This window comes from Bradyrhizobium erythrophlei, assembly GCF_900142985.1.
In the GTDB taxonomy this organism is placed as follows: Bacteria; Pseudomonadota; Alphaproteobacteria; order Rhizobiales; family Xanthobacteraceae; genus Bradyrhizobium; species Bradyrhizobium erythrophlei_B.
This window is the reverse complement of sequence record NZ_LT670849.1, coordinates 6666314-6687962: the sequence shown is the minus strand read 5'-3', so window position 1 is coordinate 6687962 and position 21649 is coordinate 6666314. Positions and strand designations below refer to the sequence as shown.

The following is a 21649-nucleotide window of genomic DNA, read 5'->3' as shown; positions in this document are numbered from 1 at the left end:
GCTACCTGTGCCGCATGACAGGCACCCCCTCATCGGAACCTATTCACATCATCGGCGGCGGTCTTGCCGGCTCGGAAGCGGCCTGGCAGGCGGCGAATGCGGGCGTACGCGTCGTCCTCCATGAGATGCGCCCGCATCGGATGACGGAGGCCCATCGGACGGAGGGCTTTGCCGAGCTCGTCTGTTCGAATTCGTTCCGCTCCGACGATGCAGCCAACAACGCGGTCGGCTTGCTGCATGCCGAAATGCGCCGGCTTGGATCGCTGGTCATGCGGGCGGCGGACGCGAACCAGGTCCCGGCCGGTGGGGCGCTCGCGGTTGACCGCGACGGCTTTTCGGCCGCCGTCACCAAGACGTTGGAAGACCACCCGCTGATCGAACTTCGACGCGGCGAGGTCGAAGGCTTGCCGCCCGAGGACTGGGGCAATGTCATCGTCGCGACCGGCCCCCTCACCTCGGCGCCGCTGGCGGAGGCGATCCGTGCGTTGACGGACGAGAACGCGCTGGCGTTTTTCGACGCGATTGCGCCGATCGTGCATCGCGACAGCATCGACATGTCCAGCGCGTGGTTTCAGTCGCGCTATGACAAGGTTGGCCCAGGCGGCACCGGCGCCGACTACATCAACTGTCCGATGACAAAGGATCAGTACGACGCGTTCGTCGCGGAGCTGATTGCGGGCGAGAAGACCGACTTCAAGGACTGGGAAACCAACACACCCTATTTCGACGGATGTCTTCCGATTGAGGTGATGGCCGAGCGTGGCGTCGAGACGCTGCGTCACGGCCCGATGAAGCCCGTCGGGCTGACCAATCCGCACAATCCGACCGTGAAGGCCTACGCGATCGTGCAGCTGCGACAGGACAACAAGCTCGGCACGCTCTACAACATGGTGGGCTTCCAGACCAAGCTGAAGTACGGCGCGCAGCAGCGCATCATCCGGATGATTCCCGGACTTGAGAACGCCGAATTCGCGCGCCTTGGCGGTCTGCATCGCAACACCTTCCTCAATTCACCGAAACTGCTCGATCCGCAACTGCGCCTGAAGGCCGCGCCACGCCTGCGCTTCGCTGGCCAGATGACGGGCTGCGAAGGCTATGTGGAGTCCGCCGGCATCGGCCTGATCGCGGGTCTTTATGCGGCGGCCGAAGCGCGAGGTCGTGAGCTGCCGCCGCCACCGCCGACTACCGCCTTGGGATCGTTGCTCGGCCACATCACCGGCGGCCACATCGAGACGATCGACAACGGCCCGCGCTCGTTCCAGCCGATGAACGTCAATTTCGGACTGTTTCCGCCGCTGGCCAACCCGCCGACGCGGAAGGCGGACGGAACGCGCCTGCGCGGCAACGAAAAGGCGATCGCCAAACGCCAGGCGCTAAGTGCACGCGCCTTGAGCGATATCGATCGCTGGATTGCCGATCACTTACGGCTCGCCGCAGCAGCGTGACCATCATGGGCTTACCAAGAGATGACGCAGCGATCCTGTCGGCGCAGTGGACCGAAGGCGTTCTTCTCAAGCGCGACGTGTTCTCGTCCGTCGAGCGCGGCCGATTCCGCACAGCCGATGGTGAAGTCGACGCGATCCTGCGCCGGATCGACCAGGTGCCGTGGTGGTCCTATTTGCTCGCGGGACATTTGTTCCGGCGCGAACGGCATGCTTTGGCGGTGGCGCGAGGCCTTGATGTCGGACCGACGTTGCTTTGGGGCGGCCGGCAGGCCTTGGTCCGCGGTTTCATCGACGGCGTGGCGTTGCATCTGGTCAAGCCGGCCGGCAACGTCGCCTATTTCCGTTCGGCCAAGCAAGCGCTGCGACGCCTGCATCGCGCGGGCGTCTGCCATAACGATCTCGCCAAGGAACAGAACTGGCTGGTCGGACGCGACGGCCGCGCCTATCTCACCGACTTTCAGCTTGCCGCCTGCTTCAAGCGGCGCAGCCGCCTGTTTCGCATCCTGGCCTATGAAGACATCCGGCATCTCCTGAAGCACAAACGCAGCTACGCGCCGGCGGCGCTGACGCCGAAGGAGCTCCAGATCCTTGCGCGCAAGTCGTTGGCGGCAAGCCTCTGGCTGATGACGGGCAAGAAGGTCTATCAAGCCATCACCCGCGGCCTGTTCAATTTCACCGATCGTGAGGGCGGTGGAAGGCGTCTCGTCAATGACGCGCCAGTGCTCGTCGAGGAAATCCGGAAAAATCCGGCCGTGCGGGACGCTGCGATCGTTGCCTTCCCCGATCGCCGCGTCGGCGTCGGTCTCTACGCGTTCGTCGAATCCGACCAGGCATCTCTCGAGGCCAAGTTAAAGGGCGATCTTTCCGCGGCCGGAGGTCCGAAACCGCCGGAGCATATCCAGATCGTCAAGGCGCTACCGCGCGACGCCAGCGGAAAACCGCGCATCGAATTTTTGCAACTGGTCGCGACCAATCAGCTCGATCTGATCGAGACCATGATCACGAACGAGCCCGACCGGGCCTTCTTGCAAGCTATTCTTGAATCCCGAAAAAATTTCCGCGACCGCTTCAACTTCGAAGCGACGGATCTGAATCGATCAGCCGACGAAAGCGCGCGAGCGCGACGCGCGCCATAGCGTCCAAAGTGTCTTGAAGCGAGATGCCGGCCGCACCACAAAGGGGTCGTTATCGGCCCGCTTCAACATGGCAAGATCGTGCTTGGTCTGCGCCAAAGAAAGAAAAGCAGGCCGGACGTCAGGCGCAACCGAGCCCAGAAGCCCATAGGCTGTGTCGAGATGACGGCGTGCGTCGTTCAGGATGTCGTCCAGGGCTAGACGCAGCGCCGGCGTTTGCTTGCCAGCAAAGACGTCTTCAAGATCACAACCATGTTTGGCCAGCACTTGCCGCGGGACGAACAAACGGCGCTGGGACGCGTCAAGTGGCAGCGAGGCCATAACCTGCACCATCCCCTGCGCCAGGCCCGCATGGCGCGCCAGGTGTTCGACCTCCGAGGAGGCAGGCCCCATCATCGCCGCAGCCAGCGAAAACAGCGCCGCCACCGTGTCGTTGAGATAGCCTTCCAGGGCCGACATGGTCGGCATCGGATCGTTGTAGAGATCGAACTGGTGCTCCTCGATCAGCCGCGAGAGCCGTTCGACCGGCAAGTGGTGGCTGCGGATCGCCAGCAGTATTTCGGCGGCGACGGGATTACCCTCGACGCCGCCGTGGCCCTGGCCCGCCAGCATGTCCCGCCACCATTGCAGCCTTATTTCGCCCGGCAGCGGCTGGCTCACCTGGGCAGGAACGCGGCAAATCTCGACATTGAAAGCATAGAGCGCCAGTAACGCCCGGCGTTCCGGCGTCGGCAAAAACAGCGTTGACGCGTAGCGGACAAAGTCGTGCGTCCGTACCAGCCCGGCGCAATGATCGGCCGCGTTCTTGTCCTCAGCGGCGTTCATGACACGGCGATCAGGGCCGCAGCCACGCGCCGCCGCTCGCCCATCATGATGTTGTAGGTGCGGATGGCGGGTCCCGTCTGCATGGAATCGAGACCGACATGAACGGCGCGAAGCGCCTCGCGCAGCCGGTTGGGCGCAACCCAGACCTCTGTTCCGGTTCCGATAATCAACGTGTCGATTCTATTGGCCGCCGCGAATACGCGTGACAGCGTGTGCTCGTCGATTTCGGACACTCTCGTTACAGGCCAGGCCCAAATCGCATCCGGCAAGCACAACAGCGAGCCCCGATGCGACATGTCGGCAAAAGCGAAGCCGCCCTTGCCATAGGCATCGATCGGCGCCGATCTCGGAAGATGTGGTGCATCCGAGCGGTCTGTCATGGCTGTTACTTCTTCGCAGGCGTATCCGGAGCGTCGGCGCGGTTGGTGCCAACGCCGAGATAGATCAGGATCGGCGCGGCGATGAAGATCGACGTATAGGTGCCGACCAGCACGACGCCGAACATCATCACGGCCGTAAAGCTGTGGATCGCATTGCCGCCGAACAGAAGCAGCGCGAGCAAGGCCAGCGTCACCGTGACGTGGGTAATGATCGAGCGCGACAATGTCGAATTGATGGACTCGTTGAGCAGTTCCGGCATCGGCATTTTCTTGTAACGCCGCAGCATTTCACGGATGCGGTCGTAAATGACGACGGTATCGTTCAGCGAATAGCCGAGAATGGTCAAAAGCGCGGCGATGCTGGTCAGGTCAAAGTCGACCTGAGAGATCGACATGAAACCGATCGTCAGCACGATATCGTGCACGTTGGCGATCATGGCGCCCAACGCGAACTGCCACTCGAAGCGGAACCAGAGATAGATCAGGATGCCGACGATCGCGAGCATCAGTCCGAGCATGCCATAAGCGAGAAGCTCGCCGGAAACGCGCGGTCCGACCACCTCGACGCGACGGTATTCAACGGCATCGCCGAGCGCGCCACGGACCTTCTGCACCGCTTCCTGTTGTGCGGCATCGCCGCCGGGCTGCTCTGCGACGCGGATCAGAACGTCGGCAGGGCCGCCAAACTGCTGCAACTGAACGTCGCCGAGACCAAGAGCATTCAAGGCCGTGCGCATCGCGGCGATATCGGCAGTGCCGGACTTGGCCTGCACCTCGAGCAACGTACCGCCCTTGAAGTCGATGCCGAAATTCAGCCCGTGGGTGAAGAACAGCGTAATCGCGACGATCGAGAGCAGCGCCGAGATCGGAAAGCTGATGCGGCGAAAACGCGTGAAATCGAAATGCGTATTGTCGGGGACAATACGCAGCGGCGGCAGCAGCCCGAAGATGCTGACGATCGTCAGCACGACGATCAGAATGCCCAGTCCAATCAGAACAGTGTGAGTCACGGCCGCATTTCCCTCAGATCGGCACGCTTTGCGGCCGCTTCCACCGTACCCACCAGGCCACGATCAGCCGGGTAAGCGTGAAAGCGGTGAAAACCGTGGTGAGAATGCCGATGCCGAGCGTCACGGCAAAACCGCGCACCGGGCCGGTACCGATATAGAACAGCACGGCTGCCGCAATAAAAGTGGTGATGTTGGAGTCGAGAATAGTGGCGAGCGCGCGCTTGAAGCCGGCATCGATGGCTGAAATCGCGTTGCGCCCGCCGCGAATTTCTTCGCGAATGCGCTCATAGATCAGCACGTTGGAATCGACCGCGATGCCGACCGTCAACACGATGCCGGCAATGCCCGGCAGCGTCAGCGTCGCATTGAGCAGTGACAACACACCGAAGATCATGGCGACGTTGATGGCAACCGCGATGTTGGCGAACAGCCCGAACAGCCGATAGGTCACGAGCATGAAGACGATGACCAGGATCGAACCGACATAGGCGGCGAGTTCACCCTTTTCGATCGAGTCCTGACCGAGGCCCGGACCCACGGTGCGTTCCTCGATGACGGTCAGCGGCGCCGGCAGCGCACCCGCGCGCAAGAGGATCGCAAGGTCGTTGGCGGACTGCACCGTGAAATTGCCGGAAATCTGTCCCTGCCCGCCGATGATCGGCTCGCGGATAACGGGAGCGGAGATCACCTTATTGTCAAGCACGATGGCAAAGCGCTGCCCGACACCTTCGGTCGTGGCTTGCGCGAACTTGCGCGCGCCTGACGAATTGAATTTGAAACTCACGACCGGCTCGCCGCTGCGCTGGTCGAACGCGGTCTGGGCGTCGCTCAGATCGCCGCCCGAAACCAGCACCTGCTTCTTGAGGGGCAGATTTTGCCCTCCGACCTCCGGCACGAGTTCGTCGTCCTGCGGGATCGTTCCCTTGGCGACCGCATCGGGTGCGACCGTCTCGTCGACCATGCGGAATTCCATATTGGCCGTTTGGCCGAGCAATATCTTCAACCGCGTCGGATCCTGCAAGCCCGGCACCTGCACCAGAATACGATCGGTGCCCTGGCGCTGGATCACGGGCTCAACGGTGCCGAGTTCGTTGACGCGCTTTTCGACGATCTGGATGGATTGCTCGATGGTTTGCCGAATGCGCTCTGTGATGGCTGCCGGCGGCACGGTGAGACGGATTAACCCGTTGCCAGCGTCCGTCACTTCGAGTGAGCGTTGACCGTTTGAGCCCAACAGGCCGCCCAGCGGCTGCGACAGTTCACGCAACTTGGAAAGGGCGGTCGGCACATCCGCCGGTTCCGAAATGCGAGCTTCCACCGCATCGCCCCGAACCGCCACGCCGCCCGAGAACCGAATTTTCGCGTCGCGCAGCGCTCGCCGCGCATCGTCTCTGATCTGATCGAGCTTTGTCTTTTTGATGTAGTTGGAATCGACTTCGAGCAGCAGATAGGAGCCGCCTTGCAGGTCGAGACCGAGCACCAGATGACGCTGCGCCCATAGCGGCCAGGTCTTGACCCGCGCCTCCGGGAAGAAGTTCGGCACCGCGCACAGGCACACCACCAGCGCTGTCAGGATGATCGCCAGCGCTTTCCACCGCGTGAAATAAAGCATCGAATTGACTCGTCAGATCCAGAGAAAGCGGCGCCCGAACGTCAGCTCGCGGCGGTCTCGTCCTTGCCGAGTTCCTTGGCCGGCTCGCCCTTGGCGCGAACGCCGGAGATCATCTGCCGCATCTGGCGAACGCGAACGCCGTCCGAAATCTCGAACTCGATCTGGTCATCGTCGACGACCTTGGTCACCTTGCCGACCAGGCCACCCGTCGTCACCACGGTATCACCACGGCGGATATTCTTCACGAGGTCGGCGTGATCGCGCACCTTCTTCTGCTGCGGCCGCAGGATCAGGAAGTACATAATGACGAAGATAAACGCGAACGGCAGCAGCGACATCAACATGCTGTTGGTATCGCCGCCGGCTGCGGCCTGGGCAAACGCAGGGGTAATCAGCATTCGTTCAATCCTCGTGGAGCGGGTGTGGCCGAGATAGGCGCGCGGGTCCGGCGCCCGGCCGGTCCGGGGCGAATTTCGCGCGGACTATAGCGGCCAGCGCCCCAATTGCAACGCCGCCACTCACTGTACAGGACCCCTCATTTGGGCCGCTTGCGGCCCCCTGCAAGGCCCGTTAAGGGTTCGGCGTCAGAAAGGCTAGTGGAGTGGGTTTGACATTCGCTTTCCCGCCTAGCCGCGGGTTCGTCAAGCGAATGTCAAATCCTAAACTCCACTAGAAACCTATATTTGCTAGTGGTCCTTTGATTCTAACATTCGCAAAAGTGACCGCCGCGAAGGGATGCGAATGTTAGAATCGGACCACTAGAGATGTCGAAAAAGCCCGGAAAATCAGCCTCACGTCCCGCCCAAAAACTCAAGCGTCAAGCGATGCCCCGACGGGTCTCAACGGCAGCTGCGCCTGCGTCCGGGCACGAGACCGCGGAGCGGATTGCCGCAGCGCTGGAGACCATCGCAGCCCACCTAGCGGCCGCAGCCCCAACGGCCGACGGCGGCGAGACCCTGCATCGCGCCGACGCCTTTATCTGGCATCCCGATGGACGGCTTGCACCCGTTCCCCATGTCAGCCGCGTCGATATCGGCCTGCTCAAAGGCATCGAGCGGATGCGGGATATCCTGATCGAGAACACCGAACGTTTCGCCAACGGCCTTCCCGCCAACAATGCATTGTTGTGGGGCGCGCGCGGCATGGGAAAATCCTCGCTGGTGAAAGCGGCGCACGCCAGCATCAATTGCGATCGCAAACCGGCCGACCGTCTCAAGCTGATCGAGATCCATCGCGAGGATATCGAGAGCTTGCCGGCCCTGATGGATATCCTGCGCCATGCGCCGTTCAACGCCATCGTGTTCTGCGACGACCTTTCCTTCGACGGCAACGACGCGTCCTACAAGTCGCTGAAAGCCGTGCTCGAGGGCGGCATCGAGGGACGTCCCGACAACGTGATCCTTTATGCGACCTCCAATCGCCGTCATCTGCTCGCGCGTGAGATGATCGAGAACGAGCGCTCGACCGCGATCAATCCGGGCGAAGCCGTCGAAGAGAAGGTTTCGCTCTCGGATCGTTTCGGTCTCTGGCTCGGCTTCCACCGGTGCAGCCAGGACGAATACCTTGCGATGGTGAAGGGCTATTGCAGCCATTTCGGCATCAAGCTCCCCGAAGAGGAGCTTGAACGCGAGGCGCTGGAATGGGCAACCACCCGCGGCTCCCGTTCAGGCCGCGTCGCCTGGCAGTTCACGCAGGAACTGGCAGGCCGGCTTGGCGTCCGGATCAAGCTCCGTTGAGGAACTGAAGCGGATCGACCGGGTTCGAACCCTTGCGGATTTCAAAGTGAAGCTGCGGCGAACTCACTTCGCCCGACTGGCCTGACTTGGCGATCACCTGCCCGCGCTTGATGCTGTCGCCACGCTTGACCAGCAATTCGCTGGCGTGCGCGTAGGCGGTCACGTAGCCGTTGGAATGACGCACCAGCACGAGGTTGCCGTAGCCCTTCAGTTCATTGCCGGAGTAAGCGACAACGCCGTCTTCGGCGGCCTTCACCGGGGTGCCTTCCGGCACCGCGAGGTTGATGCCGTCATTGGACTTGCCGTTGGTCTTGGCGCCATAGCTCGTGATCACCTTGCCCCGAACCGGCCAACGGAAGGTCGGCAAAGCACCCGTGGCGTCAGCCGATTTCACCGGCGCTTCGGCAGCGGGCGCCTCGTCGACATTCGTCGTTTGCGCCAGCCGCACCTTTTGTTGCGGATCAGCGGTGACTGCCGCGAGCTTGGTCACGGGCGCAGCGGATATGGGAGCGGCCTGGGCCACCGCCGGCTGCGTCACCGGCGCGGCGACCGCGGACGACTTCACCGGCACGTTGAGTTTCATGCCGATTTTGAGCTGCGCAGTCGGCGGCAGGCCATTGGCCCTGGCGAGTTCGCCTACGGAAATATGGTTGCGGCGCGCGATGCCCATCATCGTGTCGCCGTGGTTGACGACATGGACCGAAGGCGCGGCAGAGGCGAGAGCCGGCTTGCTGGCCGGTGCCGACATGGCTGGAGCTGGAGCAGCCGCAACTGCGCCCGGGCGCGGAATGATCAATTGCTGTCCGGGAGACAGGGCGCGGGGTCCCTTGTAGCCGTTGGCCTGAAGGATCGCGGCCGGCGTCACATTGTAACGGCGAGCCAGAATTTCCAGCGTGTCGCTGGTGCCGACGATGATCTTGGTCCCCTGGACCGGATGCACGGCCGCGACCGAATGCGGAACGCTGCCGGTTGTCTCGATCGGACGCGATGGGGGCGCATAGGAAGCGAGCCCGCGACCGCCGCCGGAAACGCCGGAACTTGCAGGATAGGACTGCGGCGCGGAAATCGGCGGCGGAAGGTTCTGCGACTGAACCTGCGCCTGGGGTCGCGAATATTGCGGAAGCTCCCGGCGCTCGGCTGAGGCCGGCGGCACGGAGGCCGTCGATTCATTGGAAGCAAAGGGATTTTCCGAAAGCCGAGACTGCATATCGGCGCTGCAACCAGCAAAACCGATCGACATCAGCGCCAGCGCCGCCATCAGCGGAGCACGGCGCGAGCAAAGCAACGCGACGGCACGGGACATGGTTACTCACTCGTACGCAACAAAATACTCATTTGAGTTAACACGTGCCGAGTAAATAACCGCTTAAGCCTCCGAATAAGATGTTGGCGGTACAGCCGATCCGGGATTTTACAGTTCGCGCGCAATGCCCGGCAGCGCTGGCACGAAACGCACGTCGACCAGCTCCCGGCGTTCGAAGCCACTTTCGGTCCTGACCAGGCGAACAAGCGTCTGGACGCCGTGTTGCGGGCCGACAGGGGCAATCAGCACGCCTTCCGGTTCGAGCCGTTCGGCGAGAGCGTCCGGAATCTGCTCCATCGCTGCGGTCACCAGGATGCGGTCGAAGTTGCCGACACCTGCGGGAATGTCGAAGCCGTCCCCCACCATTACCTCGACGTTGTCGCAGCCGAGATCTTCCAGCCGTTTCCGGGCACGGTCGGCCAGCGTCCTGTAACGCTCGATCGTGAGCACCCATTTGCACAGCCTGGACAAGATCGCGGCCTGATAGCCAGAGCCAGTGCCGATCTCGAGTACATGATGCGATTTCTGCAAACTCAGCTGCTCGGTCATGTAGGCCACCACGAAGGGCTGGCTGATGGTTTGCCCGCACGCGATCCCAAGCGCCGTGTCCCGATACGCATCATCCCGATCGGCCGGTTCGACGAAAAGTTCGCGCGGCACGTCCTCCATGACGCGCAGCACCGCCTGATCGCTGATCCCGCGCCGCCGCAGGCCAAGCTGAAACATCATCTTCCGGGGCGGATTTTTGGCGTCAGGCATCGGGGTCCCTAGAGCTCCGAGTCGCGGAAAAACCGACAGGAACTTGAAATTCGCCGCACTGGCTTATCGGCCACCGGACTATGTGATGGCACAAACACCCCGATTCCGGGAAACATACATTTCGAATTCGTGTTCCATCTCACGCCGTTGCCCGGCAGGTCGAGATTGCGCCCGATGTCGATATTTGCGATCCTTATTTCCCGGATTTCAAGGATTCCATGGATGGGTGCGGCGCGGACGTCAGGTGGATCGATATTCCTCGTCGAAGACGAGGTGATGATCAGGATGATGGTTGCCGACATGCTGGAAGAACTCGGCTACAGCATCGCCGCGGAGGCCGGCGAAGTCAGCGACGCCCTCCGCCTTGCGCAGTCGGTCGACTTCGATCTTGCCATTCTCGACGTCAACGTCAACGGCAAGGTGATTTCGCCGGTTGCCGACCTCATTGCGGCGCGCAACCGTCCCTTCATCTTTGCGACCGGTTATGGGTCCTCGGGACTACCGGCGGAATATCGCGACCGGCCGGCGCTGCAAAAGCCGTTTCAGATCGAAACGCTGGCCCGCACCATCGAGCAGGCCCTGAACCGCACCGCGGTTTGAAGCTTACCCCTACTTCAGCGTCGATGTCAGCGCGGCCGAGAACGCTTCGTCGGTGCGGTCGAGCCGAAGCGGCGTCACCGAGACGTAGCGCGACGCCAGCGCCCACAGGTCAGTGCCTTCCGCCGGAACGTCGACCTTGGCGAGCCGCTCAAATCCGATCCAGAAGTAAGGATTGCCCCGGCCGTCGCGCCGCTGATCGACTTTCAGGAAGCCGAGGTTGCGCTTGCCCTGCCGGGTCACGCGCACGCCTTTGACTTCATCGGCCGTGCAGGCCGGGAAGTTGACGTTGATCACGGTGTCCTTTGGCACCCCCGCATCGATCACCTTGCGCAGGATCGAGGGGCCGAATTTGAGGGCCGTGTCCCACAGCGGCTTCTCGCGGGTCTCGATCGAAAACTCCTGCGACAGGGCGAAAGACGGCAAGCCGAGGATGGTGCCTTCAAGCGCGCCTGCAATGGTGCCGGAATAGACGACGTCCTCGGCGACGTTGCGTCCCTTGTTGACGCCCGAGAGCACTAGATCAGGCCGCTTCTCGCCCAGGATGTGGCGCGCGCCCATGATGACGCAGTCGGTTGGCGTTCCCCGGACCGCGAAATGACGAGGACCTACCTCACGGAGACGAAGCGGGTCATTGAGCGAGAGCGAATGCGAAACACCGGATTGATCGAGCTCCGGCGCGACCACCCAGACGTCATCGGACAGTTCCCGCGCGATCTGCTCGATGATTTTGAGGCCCGGCGCGTGAATGCCGTCATCGTTGGTGCATAAAATCCGCATCGCCAAAGCGGCCCTTTCCAGTCGATTCCATGGCCTGGTGCCGTCTTAGACGGCTATGGGGCGTGACGCAAACTCACTGTTTTTATTGTGAGTTTTGCCTGTCTGATCCGCGCAGCCGACAACCCAATCTACTCCGGCGTCGGATTGTCCGGCTGAACGGCGACGGGCGTACGAATCCGCCAGACCGGCGTCAATTTCCCGCCGCCCTCGACCCGCAGGTCGAATTTCGGCGGTTCAGGCTTTGGCTGCGGTTCCGAGACAACGAATGGTTTTGGGGGCGGAACCAGCTTGGCCTGCGGTGTTGGGGCAGGCTTAACCTCTAACGGTGGAACCAGTTTGGGCGGTGGCGTCTTGCGTGGCGGTTCCGGATAGTATTTGCGGGCAGCGGCGACGGCTTTCTCAAAATCCTCGGCATTGACCCATTTTTCGGCGCGAATGGCATCCTGCACCCCATCGTCCCACAGACGCGACGCCTCAATGTCGAATTGCCCCCTTTGCCTCTGATTGCAGGCCTGAATGCCATAGCCCGTGACTGCCCATTGTTTGCCCACCCAGTGGATGTCGCGGTGCAGGGGCATGGACGAAGTCGCTTTCGAAAAAATGCATTTCGACGCTATCGGAAACAAGGATACTCGCGCGACCGGTGTGCGCAACCGCGATCAGGACACGCGTCAAACAAATCGCGCCAGTGTTGTAGTTCGGAATTAGCGATCCGGCGTGACGACCTTGGCGCCGCCCATGTAGGGCTGAAGCACGTCAGGCACGGCAATCGAGCCGTCGGCCTGCTGGTAGGTTTCCATGATCGCGATCAGCGCGCGGCCGACCGCCGTACCGGACCCGTTCAAGGTGTGCACAAAGTGCGGCTTACCGTCGCTGCGGCGATAGCGTGCATCCATCCGGCGTGCCTGGAAGTCGCCGCAGACCGAACAGCTCGAGATTTCGCGGAACGCGCCGCCCTCGCCCTGCCCGGGCATCCAGACCTCGATGTCATAGGTCTTCTGCGATGAAAAACCCATGTCGCCGGTACACAACGTCATGACGCGGTAATGAAGTTCGAGCTTGCGCAGGACTTCTTCCGCGCAGGCCAGCATGCGCTCGTGCTCGTCGCGGCTCGCCTCGGGCGTCGTGATCGAGACCAGTTCGACCTTGGTGAACTGGTGCTGGCGGATCATGCCGCGCGTATCGCGTCCGGCTGCCCCCGCTTCGGCGCGGAAGCATGGCGTCAGCGCCGTGAGGCGCATCGGCAATTCCTTCTCGTCGACGATCGACTCGCGGACGAGGTTGGTGAGGGAGACTTCCGCGGTTGGGATCAGCCCGAGCCGCCCGCTTTTCAAATTTTCAAAGCCCGTATCGTTGCTAGCGGTCGTGAGCAGTTCGCCCTTGATGGCCCAGAATTGATCTTCCTCGAATTTCGGCAATTGACCGGTGCCGAACATCACCTCGTCGCGAACGAGCAGCGGCGGATTGATTTCCGCATAACCGTGCTCGTTCGTGTGCAGGTCGAGCATGAACTGCCCGATCGCGCGCTCCAGTCGCGCCAGGCCTTTCTTGAGGACGACAAACCGCGCGCCCGACAATTTTGCTGCCGCTTCAAAATCCATCAGGCCGAGCGCGCTGCCGAGATCGTCATGCGGCTTCGTCTTGAAAGCGTAGCTGCGCGCCGATCCGAAGACGTGATGTTGCACGTTGCCGTGCTCGTCGACGCCATCGGGTACTTCGTCGAGCGGCAAATTCGGGATTGCCGCAAGCGCGGTCGCCAATTCGGCATCCGCCGCTTTCGTGGCGGCTTCCATCTCCGGCATCGTCGTCTTGAGCTCGGCGACTTCGGCCATGAGGCTCGCCGCACGTGCTTCATCCTTGGCCTTCTTGGCTTCGCCGATTTCCTTCGAGGCCGCGTTGCGGCGGGCCTGCGCCTGCTCCGACTTGAGAATTGCCGCACGTCGCTTCTCGTCGATGGCGAGCAGCGACGCCGACAGCGGCTCCAACCCGCGCCGCTTCAAGCCGGCGTCGAATTGAGCGGCGTTCTCGCGGATCGATTTGATGTCGTGCATGGCGGGACTCTCTAGCGGCTCCAATCGTTACGTTGACAATTACCAAAAACGCTGCATGTCAACATAACGGCTCGCCTCTAGCACGGCCATCATCATCCGCGAAAGCGGATGATCCAACTTTTCAGCGAAAGAGCCCTACTCCGCCGGTGTCGGCGTGGTTGGCGCCGGCGGCGTTGCCCCGGTCGAGGTCTTGCTGGCGGCGGCCTTCTTTTCCACCATCCGCACCGACCAGATCGAGCCTTCGTATAGAAGCAGCAAGGGAATCGCGAGCGAAGCCTGGCTCAAGACATCCGGCGGGGTCAGCACGGCGGCGATAATGAAGGCGATCACGATGAAGTAGCGCCGCTTGTCGCGCAGTTGCTGGGACGTGATGACGCCGATCCTGCCCAACAGCGTCAGGATCACCGGAAGCTGGAAAGCAATCCCGAAGGCAAAGATCAGGGACATCGTCAGCGACAGGAATTCGCCGACCTTGGGCAGAAGCTGAATCTGCGGGGTCTCCGGGCCGCTCATTTGCTGCATGCCGAGCGAGAATCGAACCAGCATCGGCAGCACGACGAAATAGACCAGCATCGCGCCGAGCACGAAAAAGAACGGCGTCGCGATCAGGTAAGGCACGAACGCCTTGCGCTCGTGCTTGTAAAGTCCGGGCGCGACGAAGGCGTAAATCTGTCCGGCCACGATCGGAAACGAGATGAAGCCGGCGCCAAACAGCGCAAGCTTCAGCTGGGTGATGAAATATTCAAGCAGCGCAGTGTAGATGAATTTCGAATTTTCGGGGCCTGCGACCCAGACGAAAGGCCATACCAGGAAGTTGTAGATCTGCTTGGCGATGAAGAAGCAGAGGATGAACGCAATGCCGAAGCCGAGCAACGCCTTGATCAGGCGCGAGCGCAGCTCGATCAGGTGATCCATCAACGGCGCTTTGCTGGCCTCAATATCGTCGTCGCTCATGACGCTTTGGCGTCCCGCGCGGGTTCGGCCTCAACGGCCGCCGAATGCGTATCCGGCGTGGAGGAAACAAGCTCGGTCGGCGGGGTGATCACCAATGGCTCCGAGGCTGCGGTTTCGGCTGCGACAGCGGCGCTCGCTTCCGGCGATGCGGCTGCCTCGGTTGTTGCGGCCGGCTTGTCGTCGATCGAAAGGGCGGCGCTGACGTCCTTTTCGAGCGAGGTCATCACGTTGCCGCTCGTAAAACCGGTCGCGGCCTCCTTGACCTCGTCAAAGCTCTTCTTGAGGTCGGCCATTTCGGCCTCGCGCATCGCTTCCTGAAACTGGCCCTGGAATTCGCCGGCCATCTTGCGCGCCTTGGCGACCCATTGTCCGACCATGCGCAGCACGCCCGGCAATTCTTTGGGACCGATGGCGATCAGCGCAACCACGGCGATGACGGCGAATTCACTCCAACCAATATCGAACATGAAAACTTCCGCTCACGCGAGGCCAAGGTCTTCCGCTATCGAGACTGGCCCGTCCGCGTCCTTATTCCGCCGGTCTTGCCGTCTGCATGATCACAATCATGCGCGCCGGCTTGCGATGCGCCCGGCGGATCAAACGGCCTTGCTGCCGACATCCGTCCGCGCCGCCTGCGGCGAGGCGTTGTGGTCGATCGACTTCACAGGCTCGGTCTTTTCAACGGCCTTGTCGTCGTCCTGCATGCCCTTCTTGAAGGCCTTGATGCCCTGAGCGACGTCACCCATCAGGTCGGAAATCTTGCCACGACCGAACAGCAGCAGGACGACTGCGATCACGACGATCCAGTGCCAAATGCTCAATGAACCCATCCTGCAACCCTCCAAACACGCGAAATCAGGGACGCTTGCAGCGCCCACCTACATCAGGCGAACGTAGGCTCAAGGGGTGCCAAAAACAAGCACTTAGGCCGCTTAAAATACGTGTTAAGCGGCTGACCGTTAACGCTCGACATGGCCGCGTTATCTAACCGATGCGAATGCTGGCAAATTCGCGTTTATTCGCTTCCCGAGCCGGTTTCCGGTTCGACCCGAGGGGCCAAAGCCAGTTCCAGATCGCCTGCTTCCAGGGGATCTTCGTCCTCGCGCAAGGCCGGGTCGTCGGAAGGTGTCGGAACAGTGAAACCTGAAGGCAGCCGCGTATCCAACAGGCCCGTCCCTTTCAGTTCCTCAAGGCCGGGCAGATCACTCAGCGCTTCGAGGCTGAACTGCGACAAAAAGGCTTCCGTCGTCCCGAAGGTGAGCGGGCGTCCGGGCGTCTTGCGGCGGCCGCGCGGCCGGATCCAGCCGGTCTCGAGCAGCACGTCGAGTGTTCCCTTCGAAGTCACCACGCCGCGGATCTCTTCGATCTCGGCGCGCGTGACCGGCTGATGGTAGGCGATGATGGCAAGCATCTCGATCGCCGCACGCGACAGCCGCCGTGTCTCCGTGCTCTCGCGCGTCATCAGCCACGACAGGTCGCCGGCGGTGCGGAACGTCCACTTGTTGGCGATACGAACGAGATTGACGCCGCGCGAGGCATAGTCCGCCTGCAACTGCGCCAGCGCGACCTTGATGTCGACGCCATCGGGCATCCGCTTAGCGAGCGTCGCCTGGTCGAGCGGCTCGGTGGAGGCGAACAGCAGCGCCTCCAGCAGCCGCAGCTCTTCAGGCCGCGTCTGCAGGTTGTTATCGGGTTGCTCGTCTACGTCGGCCATGCGCTTTTCCGCCAGGCTTGCCATGGCACAATCTCCTTCTTCCACTCACTAGCCCGCTTGATCCGGGGCGGACATCGCGTCGGGCGCCGGTTGCGGCGGACGCTTTCTGAAAAACAACGGAGCGAACGCCTCCTGCTGATGCAACTCCACCTGGCCTTCCCTGACGAGTTCCAGCGCCGCGGCAAAGCTCGACGCAAACACGGTCGCCTTTTGCGAGGGGTCGACGACGTAATGGAGGAGATATTCGTCGAGGCGGCTCCACTCTTCGGCGAGGCCCACCAGCCGCTCCAGCGATGCCCTCGCTTCGGCCAGCGACCACACCGTGCGTCGTGCAAGATGCACCGAAGCCAACACCGTCTGCTGACGTTGAACGGCGTACGCCGCGAGCAGGTCGTACAAGGTCGCCGTGTATCTGGGATGGCGGATTTCCGCGATGGTTTCGGGAAAGCCGCGCGGGAAAATGTCGCGTTGCAGCTGCGGGCGGTTCATCAGGCGGTTTGAAGCCTCGCGAATGGCTTCCAGGCGGCGCAGCCGGTTGGCAAGCGCGGTCGCCATCTCTTCGGCGCTCGGCCCCTCGGCCGTCGGCGGCTCCGGCAACAGCAGCCGCGATTTCAGGAACGCAAGCCAGGCCGCCATCACCAGATAGTCGGCGGCAAGCTCAAGCCTGATCTTTCGCGCCTCCTCGATGAATTGCAGATACTGATCCGCAAGCGCGAGAATCGAAATCTTGGCGAGATCTACCTTCTGTTGCCGCGCCAGCGCCAGCAGCAGATCGAGCGGGCCTTCGTAGCCCTCGACGTCGACGACAAGCGCAGGCTCGCCATCGGCGATCTCGGCCGGACGGCCGGTATCGAATGAGAGAATTTCCGCGGTCATGCGCCCGACGTCCCTGCTCTCACCATCATCGCGTCTAATTCGGCCCGCGCCGCGGCCCTGTCGAATGGTTGCGGCGCTCCCCGCGATGCCAGCGCGCGTTCGGCCCGCGCAAGCGCTATCCCTGACAATTCCGGCGTCTCGGCGGCGACCTCGCGCATTTCATCGAGGTTGCCGTTGCAATGGAGGGCGATGTCGCAGCCGGCCGAGAAGATCGCTCTCGTCCTCTCCGCAATCGACCCGGAGAGCGCATTCATCGACACGTCATCACTCATCAACAAACCTTGGAACCCGATCACGCCGCGAATCACTCGTTCGATGATTGTCGCAGAAGTCGTGGCCGGATGGACCGGGTCGAGCGCACTAAACACAACATGTGCGGTCATCGCCATCGGCAGATCCGCTAGCGGCTGAAAGGCCGCAAAATCCGTCGTTTCGAGGTCATTTGGCGGCGTGTCCACGGTCGGAAGCCGCAAATGGCTGTCGGCCGTGGCCCGCCCATGACCCGGGATGTGTTTCAGCACCGGTAAAATACCACCCTGCACCAGCCCTTCAGTGACGGCGCGCGCAATGGCGGCCACCTTTCCCGGCTCGGTTCCATAGGCGCGGTCGCCAATGACCGCATCGGCGCCGGCGACCGGGACATCCGCCAATGGCAGACAATCGACGGTGATGCCGAGTTCCCCGAGGTCGGCCGCGATCAGCCGCGAGCTATGGCGTGCCGCCTTCAGCCCCAGCGCCGGATCAAGGTCGTAGAGCCTTCCGAACAGCGCGCCCGGCGGATAGGACGGCCACTGCGGCGGCCCAAGGCGCTGGACCCGGCCGCCTTCCTGGTCGATCAGGACCGCGGCGTCCGGGCGCCCGGCGCTTTTCTTCAGTTCATCAACCAGAGAGACAACTTGGCCGGGCGTCCCGATGTTCCGTTTGAACAGGATGAAGCCCCAGGGGCGCTCGGCCGCAATGAACGCGCGCTCTTCGGCGCTCAGGGCCGTTCCGGATATGCCTGTGATGAATGCCTTGCGCGTCATGAGGCGCGGATTAGCCGCCCAACGCCACGGGGGTCAACAAGGCCCCGCGCTAATTTCTCTGGACGACGCACTGGCCGCCGGCAGACTTGAGGCTGCCGCAGAACTGCGAGGCTTCGTCCGGCGAGCCAAACGGACCGACCATGGCCCGGTAGTAGACGCCCTTGTCGCCGAGATCGGCGCGCTTGATGACCGGCGCGCGCGAGCCGAGCACCGACGGGAACTTGCTCTGCAACGCCCTGAACGACGCCTGCGCGTCGGCTTCGCTCTTTTGCGAGGAGACCTGCACGAGGAAATTACCACCGCCCGAACTTGCGGGCGCGCTGGGCACTGCCTGCGTCGGATTGGTCGCCGCCATCCGGACCGGAGGCTCGGCCGCCGGCGCATCAGACTGAGGCGCAAGTGACATAGGCGCATTGGCATTGGCTGATGCGGGGTTGGTAGCCGTGCGGGCGTTCGGCGCGGCCGCGCGTTGCGCTGCTGCACCCTTTGCAGCCGGTGCGGCCGGTTGCGCGGCGGCGGCGGCCGGGGGCGCGGCGTCACCCTGGTCACCTCGAACCGAGAAAGTCTTGATCCTGCGTGGATCGTTATTCGAGAACGTGCCGTTCGCCCCATTGGCCGCCGGCGGTGAAACACCCGGCGGAATGACGCTTGTCGGCATCGGCGCCGTGCCGTTCGACGTCAGCGGCGGAAACACGACGCGAGGTCCGGACCGGTTGGGATCGATCGGCGCTTCTTCGCGCGAGACGATCTTTTCCGTGCCATCGCTCGGCGCCATGCGGTCCGGCACTTTCGTTCCACCGTCGCCAGGCGCAGGAATGATCTTGGTCGGCCCGGCATCGGCGCGGATGATCGGCGGCTCGCCGCTTCGCGCGGAGCCTGTAAAGGTACGGTACGCGTACGCGCCACCGACGCCGAACACGGCCAGCGCCAGCACCGCGAATACCGTGATCATGCCGCCGCGTTTGCGCGGCTCCTCGGCCTGGTCAAACTGCTGATCGTCTTCGTAGGCGTAGGCGTTGTCGACGTAACCATGGTCATGCTGCGCGTTCTGCGCATCGGACTCCAAGGTCCCGTAAAGCGCATCGTCGTAACGCGACGTATCAGGCTGCTGTTGATGCGCATCCGCAAACAGATGCGCATCATCGTAGTCCGGCTGGGCCGGAGGCTGCGGGGCCGCATAACGATGAAGCGGATGCACCTCGGCCGGATAGTCATCCTCGTCAGCGTAGTAATCCTGCTGCGGCGGCGGTGGCGGCGCCTCTTGCCTGACGGCAGCGCGCTGCATCCAGGATGGCGGCGCCGGCGGCGGAGCCTCGTAAGGTTCGGGATCCGCGTAATCGTCGTCGTAGTTTGGCTCGGGATCAGCTGGCCTCGTCTGCGGCTGCGCCTGCAGATTGGCGCGGCTCATCGGTTTGGCACCGAAGGGATCGGTCTGTCCAATCAGGCGCGCAAGCTCCGCGAGCGGATCGCTTTCGGCATTGTCAGATGCTCTCGCCCCGCCGTCGCGATCGTAATCGCCGCCGGCGGAATAAGCCCTGTCCTGATATCGATCAGCCATCGCGATGATGTGTCCCCTCGAGGGAAAGTCGCCAACCCGCTTGTCCAACGCACCGGTCCCCACCGGCTGCCACTCGCAATATAACTCCCCCAGGGAGCGGCACTTAGGTCAGCGCATCTCGTTTGGCGCACCGACGCCGAGAACCCCAAGGCCGGATGCCAGAACCGTGACAACGCCCTGTACCATCGCTAGCCGGGCCTTCGTCATCTCGGCATCATCTTTGATAATAAAGCGTAAATAGGGCAAATCCCGCCCCTTCGTCCATAGCGCATGGAAATCACTGGCCAAATCATACAGGTAAAAAGCGATTCGGTGCGGCTCGTGTGCGGCCGCCGCCGCCTCCACCGTCCGGGGGTAGACCGCCAGCTTCCGCAACAGGCTCAATTCCGCCGGGTCGGCCAGCCGATCGAACGCAGCCGAGGCGAGGTAGGCAAGCCGTATCCCCTCGTCCTCAGGAAGGTCATGCAGCACCTCCTCGCGTGCGGTGCGAAAGATCGAGTGCCCACGGGCGTGGCCGTATTGCACGTAGAAAACCGGGTTGTCGCGCGACTGCTCGATGACCTTGGCCAGGTCGAAATCGAGCACCGCGTCGTTCTTGCGGTAGAGCATCATGAAGCGGACGGCATCCTTGCCGACCTCGTCGACCACTTCACGCAAGGTGACGAAATCACCTGATCGCTTCGACATTTTCACCGGCTCGCCGTTGCGCAAGAGCTTCACGAGCTGCACGATCTTGACGTCGAGTGTGGCCTTGCCGTCGGTCACCGCCTTGATCGCGGCTTCGACGCGCTTGATATAACCGCCGTGGTCAGCGCCCCAGACGTCGACCAGATTGTGAAATCCGCGGTCGAACTTGTTCCTGTGATAGGCGATGTCGGACGCAAAGTACGTATAGCTGCCGTCCGACTTCAACAGCGGCCGGTCGACATCGTCGCCAAAGTTGGTGGCGCGAAACAACGTCTGCTCGCGGTCTTCGTAGTCGTCGACCGGCGCGCCCTTGGGCGGCGGGAGGCGGCCCTCGTAGACGTCGCCCTTGGCGCGGAGAAAATCGATCGTCTCGGCGACGCGGTTGTTGCCGCCCGCAACCAGTGACCGCTCCGAAAAGAATACGTCATGGGCAATGTTCAGCGCGGCGAGATCGCCCTTGATCGCCTCCATCATCATGTCGATGGATTTGGCCCGCACCAGCGGCAGCCACTCTGCCTCGGGCTTGGCGAGCAACGCCTTGCCGTGTTCGGCGGCCAGCGCCACGCCGACCGGCTTCAAATAATCGCCGGGATAAAGCCCGTCTGGAATTTCGCCGATGTTTTCGCCAAGCGCTTCGCGGTATCGCAGGAACGCCGAGCGCGCGAGCACGTCGACCTGGGCGCCGGCATCGTTGATGTAATATTCGCGCGTCACGTCGAAGCCGGAGAGCTGAAGCAGGCTCGCCAGCGCATCGCCGAAAACCGCGCCGCGGCAATGGCCGACATGCATCGGGCCGGTCGGATTGGCCGAGACGTATTCGACATTGACCTTCTCGCCCGCACCGATCGCGCTTTCGCCGAAAGCGTTACCCGCCCGGAGAATCGCACGCAGGGAGTCGGTCCAGACCGACGACTTCAAAGTGAGATTGATGAAGCCGGGACCGGCGACATCGACGGCGGCAACGATATCTTCCGCGCGCAGCCGTCCGGCGATCTTGTCGGCGAGGTCACGGGGCTTGGCCTTGGCCTCCTTGGCGAGCACCATGGCCGCGTTGGTCGCCATGTCACCATGGGTCGGATCTTTCGGAGGCTCGACCACCACACGCGACAGGTCCGCAGCTATGCCCAGTTCAGCCGTGCAAACGGCGTGAACGCGCGCCAGTACCTGGGCGAAAAGATGCTGTGTCGAAGATATGTCGGCCATG

The 21649-nt window shown here is 62.5% G+C and carries 22 protein-coding genes; 4 read left to right on the top strand and 18 right to left on the bottom strand.

What is annotated here, in order from left to right:
* Nucleotides 1-14 precede the first annotated feature (14 nt).
* Together trmFO and BUA38_RS32140 are read left to right on the top strand one after the other, a co-directional pair.
* The gene (gene trmFO, locus BUA38_RS32145; protein ID WP_072826602.1) at nucleotides 15-1445 is read left to right on the top strand and encodes a methylenetetrahydrofolate--tRNA-(uracil(54)-C(5))-methyltransferase (FADH(2)-oxidizing) TrmFO; all 1431 of its coding nucleotides are present in this window, start codon (nucleotides 15-17) and stop codon (nucleotides 1443-1445) included.
* Between the two features lie 5 nt (nucleotides 1446-1450).
* On the top strand, nucleotides 1451-2581 hold the full coding sequence (locus tag BUA38_RS32140; protein ID WP_072824411.1) for an AMP-binding enzyme: 1131 nt from the start codon (nucleotides 1451-1453) through the stop codon (nucleotides 2579-2581).
* On the opposite strand, the gene BUA38_RS32135 is transcribed toward BUA38_RS32140, so the two are convergent.
* From BUA38_RS32135 to yajC, 5 genes are read right to left on the bottom strand one after another with little or no spacing between them, the layout of a single operon-like run.
* Nucleotides 2543-3403 (bottom strand): phytoene/squalene synthase family protein, encoded by an 861-nt coding sequence (locus BUA38_RS32135; protein ID WP_072824409.1) that lies wholly within the window; start codon nucleotides 3401-3403, stop codon nucleotides 2543-2545. The two genes, BUA38_RS32140 and BUA38_RS32135, sit on opposite strands and share 39 nt — an antisense overlap.
* The gene (locus BUA38_RS32130) at nucleotides 3400-3783 is read right to left on the bottom strand and encodes an Mth938-like domain-containing protein (RefSeq protein ID WP_072824407.1); all 384 of its coding nucleotides are present in this window, start codon (nucleotides 3781-3783) and stop codon (nucleotides 3400-3402) included. Before BUA38_RS32130 ends, BUA38_RS32135 begins: the two co-directional genes overlap by 4 nt.
* 5 nt (nucleotides 3784-3788) lie before the next feature.
* Entirely contained in the window at nucleotides 3789-4793 is a 1005-nt protein-coding gene (gene secF, locus BUA38_RS32125) for a protein translocase subunit SecF (protein ID WP_072824405.1), read from the bottom strand.
* Between the two features lie 13 nt (nucleotides 4794-4806).
* On the bottom strand, nucleotides 4807-6405 hold the full coding sequence (gene secD, locus BUA38_RS32120) for a protein translocase subunit SecD (protein WP_072824403.1): 1599 nt from the start codon (nucleotides 6403-6405) through the stop codon (nucleotides 4807-4809).
* Nucleotides 6406-6446: 41 nt separating this feature from the next.
* Nucleotides 6447-6803: a preprotein translocase subunit YajC gene (gene yajC / locus BUA38_RS32115; RefSeq protein WP_072824401.1), complete on the bottom strand. Its 357-nt coding sequence runs from the start codon at nucleotides 6801-6803 to the stop codon at nucleotides 6447-6449.
* Nucleotides 6804-7229: 426 nt separating this feature from the next.
* Here yajC and BUA38_RS32110 point away from each other — a divergent pair, with 426 nt between their 5' ends.
* Entirely contained in the window at nucleotides 7230-8141 is a 912-nt protein-coding gene (locus BUA38_RS32110) for an ATP-binding protein (RefSeq protein ID WP_244553114.1), read from the top strand.
* On the opposite strand, the gene BUA38_RS32105 is transcribed toward BUA38_RS32110, so the two are convergent.
* Nucleotides 8128-9444, bottom strand: a complete 1317-nt coding sequence (locus tag BUA38_RS32105; RefSeq protein WP_072824397.1) for a LysM peptidoglycan-binding domain-containing M23 family metallopeptidase — start codon at nucleotides 9442-9444, stop codon at nucleotides 8128-8130. The genes BUA38_RS32110 and BUA38_RS32105 overlap by 14 nt on opposite strands.
* A 108-nt stretch (nucleotides 9445-9552) precedes the next feature.
* The gene (locus BUA38_RS32100; RefSeq protein WP_072824395.1) at nucleotides 9553-10203 is read right to left on the bottom strand and encodes a protein-L-isoaspartate(D-aspartate) O-methyltransferase; all 651 of its coding nucleotides are present in this window, start codon (nucleotides 10201-10203) and stop codon (nucleotides 9553-9555) included.
* A gap of 222 nt (nucleotides 10204-10425) precedes the next feature.
* Between BUA38_RS32100 and BUA38_RS32095 the strand changes: the two genes are divergently transcribed.
* Nucleotides 10426-10803, top strand: a complete 378-nt coding sequence (locus BUA38_RS32095) for a response regulator (RefSeq protein WP_072824393.1) — start codon at nucleotides 10426-10428, stop codon at nucleotides 10801-10803.
* A gap of 9 nt (nucleotides 10804-10812) precedes the next feature.
* Here BUA38_RS32095 and surE read toward each other — a convergent pair whose 3' ends face one another.
* The 11 genes from surE to argS form a co-directional block, all read right to left on the bottom strand.
* The gene (gene surE / locus BUA38_RS32090; RefSeq protein WP_072824391.1) at nucleotides 10813-11580 is read right to left on the bottom strand and encodes a 5'/3'-nucleotidase SurE; all 768 of its coding nucleotides are present in this window, start codon (nucleotides 11578-11580) and stop codon (nucleotides 10813-10815) included.
* Between the two features lie 128 nt (nucleotides 11581-11708).
* Complete coding sequence (locus BUA38_RS32085; RefSeq protein WP_072824389.1) at nucleotides 11709-12158, bottom strand: hypothetical protein; 450 nt, start codon at nucleotides 12156-12158, stop codon at nucleotides 11709-11711.
* 126 nt (nucleotides 12159-12284) lie between these two features.
* On the bottom strand, nucleotides 12285-13631 hold the full coding sequence (gene serS / locus BUA38_RS32080; protein WP_072824387.1) for a serine--tRNA ligase: 1347 nt from the start codon (nucleotides 13629-13631) through the stop codon (nucleotides 12285-12287).
* Nucleotides 13632-13766: 135 nt separating this feature from the next.
* Entirely contained in the window at nucleotides 13767-14585 is an 819-nt protein-coding gene (tatC, locus tag BUA38_RS32075; protein ID WP_072824385.1) for a twin-arginine translocase subunit TatC, read from the bottom strand.
* The gene (gene tatB / locus BUA38_RS32070) at nucleotides 14582-15052 is read right to left on the bottom strand and encodes a Sec-independent protein translocase protein TatB (protein WP_072824383.1); all 471 of its coding nucleotides are present in this window, start codon (nucleotides 15050-15052) and stop codon (nucleotides 14582-14584) included. Before tatB ends, tatC begins: the two co-directional genes overlap by 4 nt.
* A gap of 129 nt (nucleotides 15053-15181) precedes the next feature.
* Nucleotides 15182-15415: a twin-arginine translocase TatA/TatE family subunit gene (locus BUA38_RS32065; RefSeq protein ID WP_072824381.1), complete on the bottom strand. Its 234-nt coding sequence runs from the start codon at nucleotides 15413-15415 to the stop codon at nucleotides 15182-15184.
* A 185-nt stretch (nucleotides 15416-15600) separates the two neighbouring features.
* Nucleotides 15601-16299 carry an SMC-Scp complex subunit ScpB gene (gene scpB / locus BUA38_RS32060; RefSeq protein WP_244553113.1) on the bottom strand — a complete coding sequence of 233 codons (699 nt, stop codon included), beginning with the start codon at nucleotides 16297-16299 and terminating at the stop codon, nucleotides 15601-15603.
* Between the two features lie 48 nt (nucleotides 16300-16347).
* Nucleotides 16348-17175 (bottom strand): segregation and condensation protein A, encoded by an 828-nt coding sequence (locus BUA38_RS32055; protein ID WP_072824376.1) that lies wholly within the window; start codon nucleotides 17173-17175, stop codon nucleotides 16348-16350.
* On the bottom strand, nucleotides 17172-18200 hold the full coding sequence (nagZ, locus tag BUA38_RS32050) for a beta-N-acetylhexosaminidase (RefSeq protein ID WP_072824374.1): 1029 nt from the start codon (nucleotides 18198-18200) through the stop codon (nucleotides 17172-17174). Before nagZ ends, BUA38_RS32055 begins: the two co-directional genes overlap by 4 nt.
* A gap of 49 nt (nucleotides 18201-18249) precedes the next feature.
* Nucleotides 18250-19758 carry an SPOR domain-containing protein gene (locus BUA38_RS32045; protein WP_072824372.1) on the bottom strand — a complete coding sequence of 503 codons (1509 nt, stop codon included), beginning with the start codon at nucleotides 19756-19758 and terminating at the stop codon, nucleotides 18250-18252.
* A gap of 108 nt (nucleotides 19759-19866) precedes the next feature.
* A complete protein-coding gene (gene argS, locus BUA38_RS32040) occupies nucleotides 19867-21648 on the bottom strand; it encodes an arginine--tRNA ligase (protein WP_072824370.1) in 1782 nt (593 codons plus the stop codon).
* Between the last annotated feature and the right edge of the window lies 1 nt (nucleotide 21649).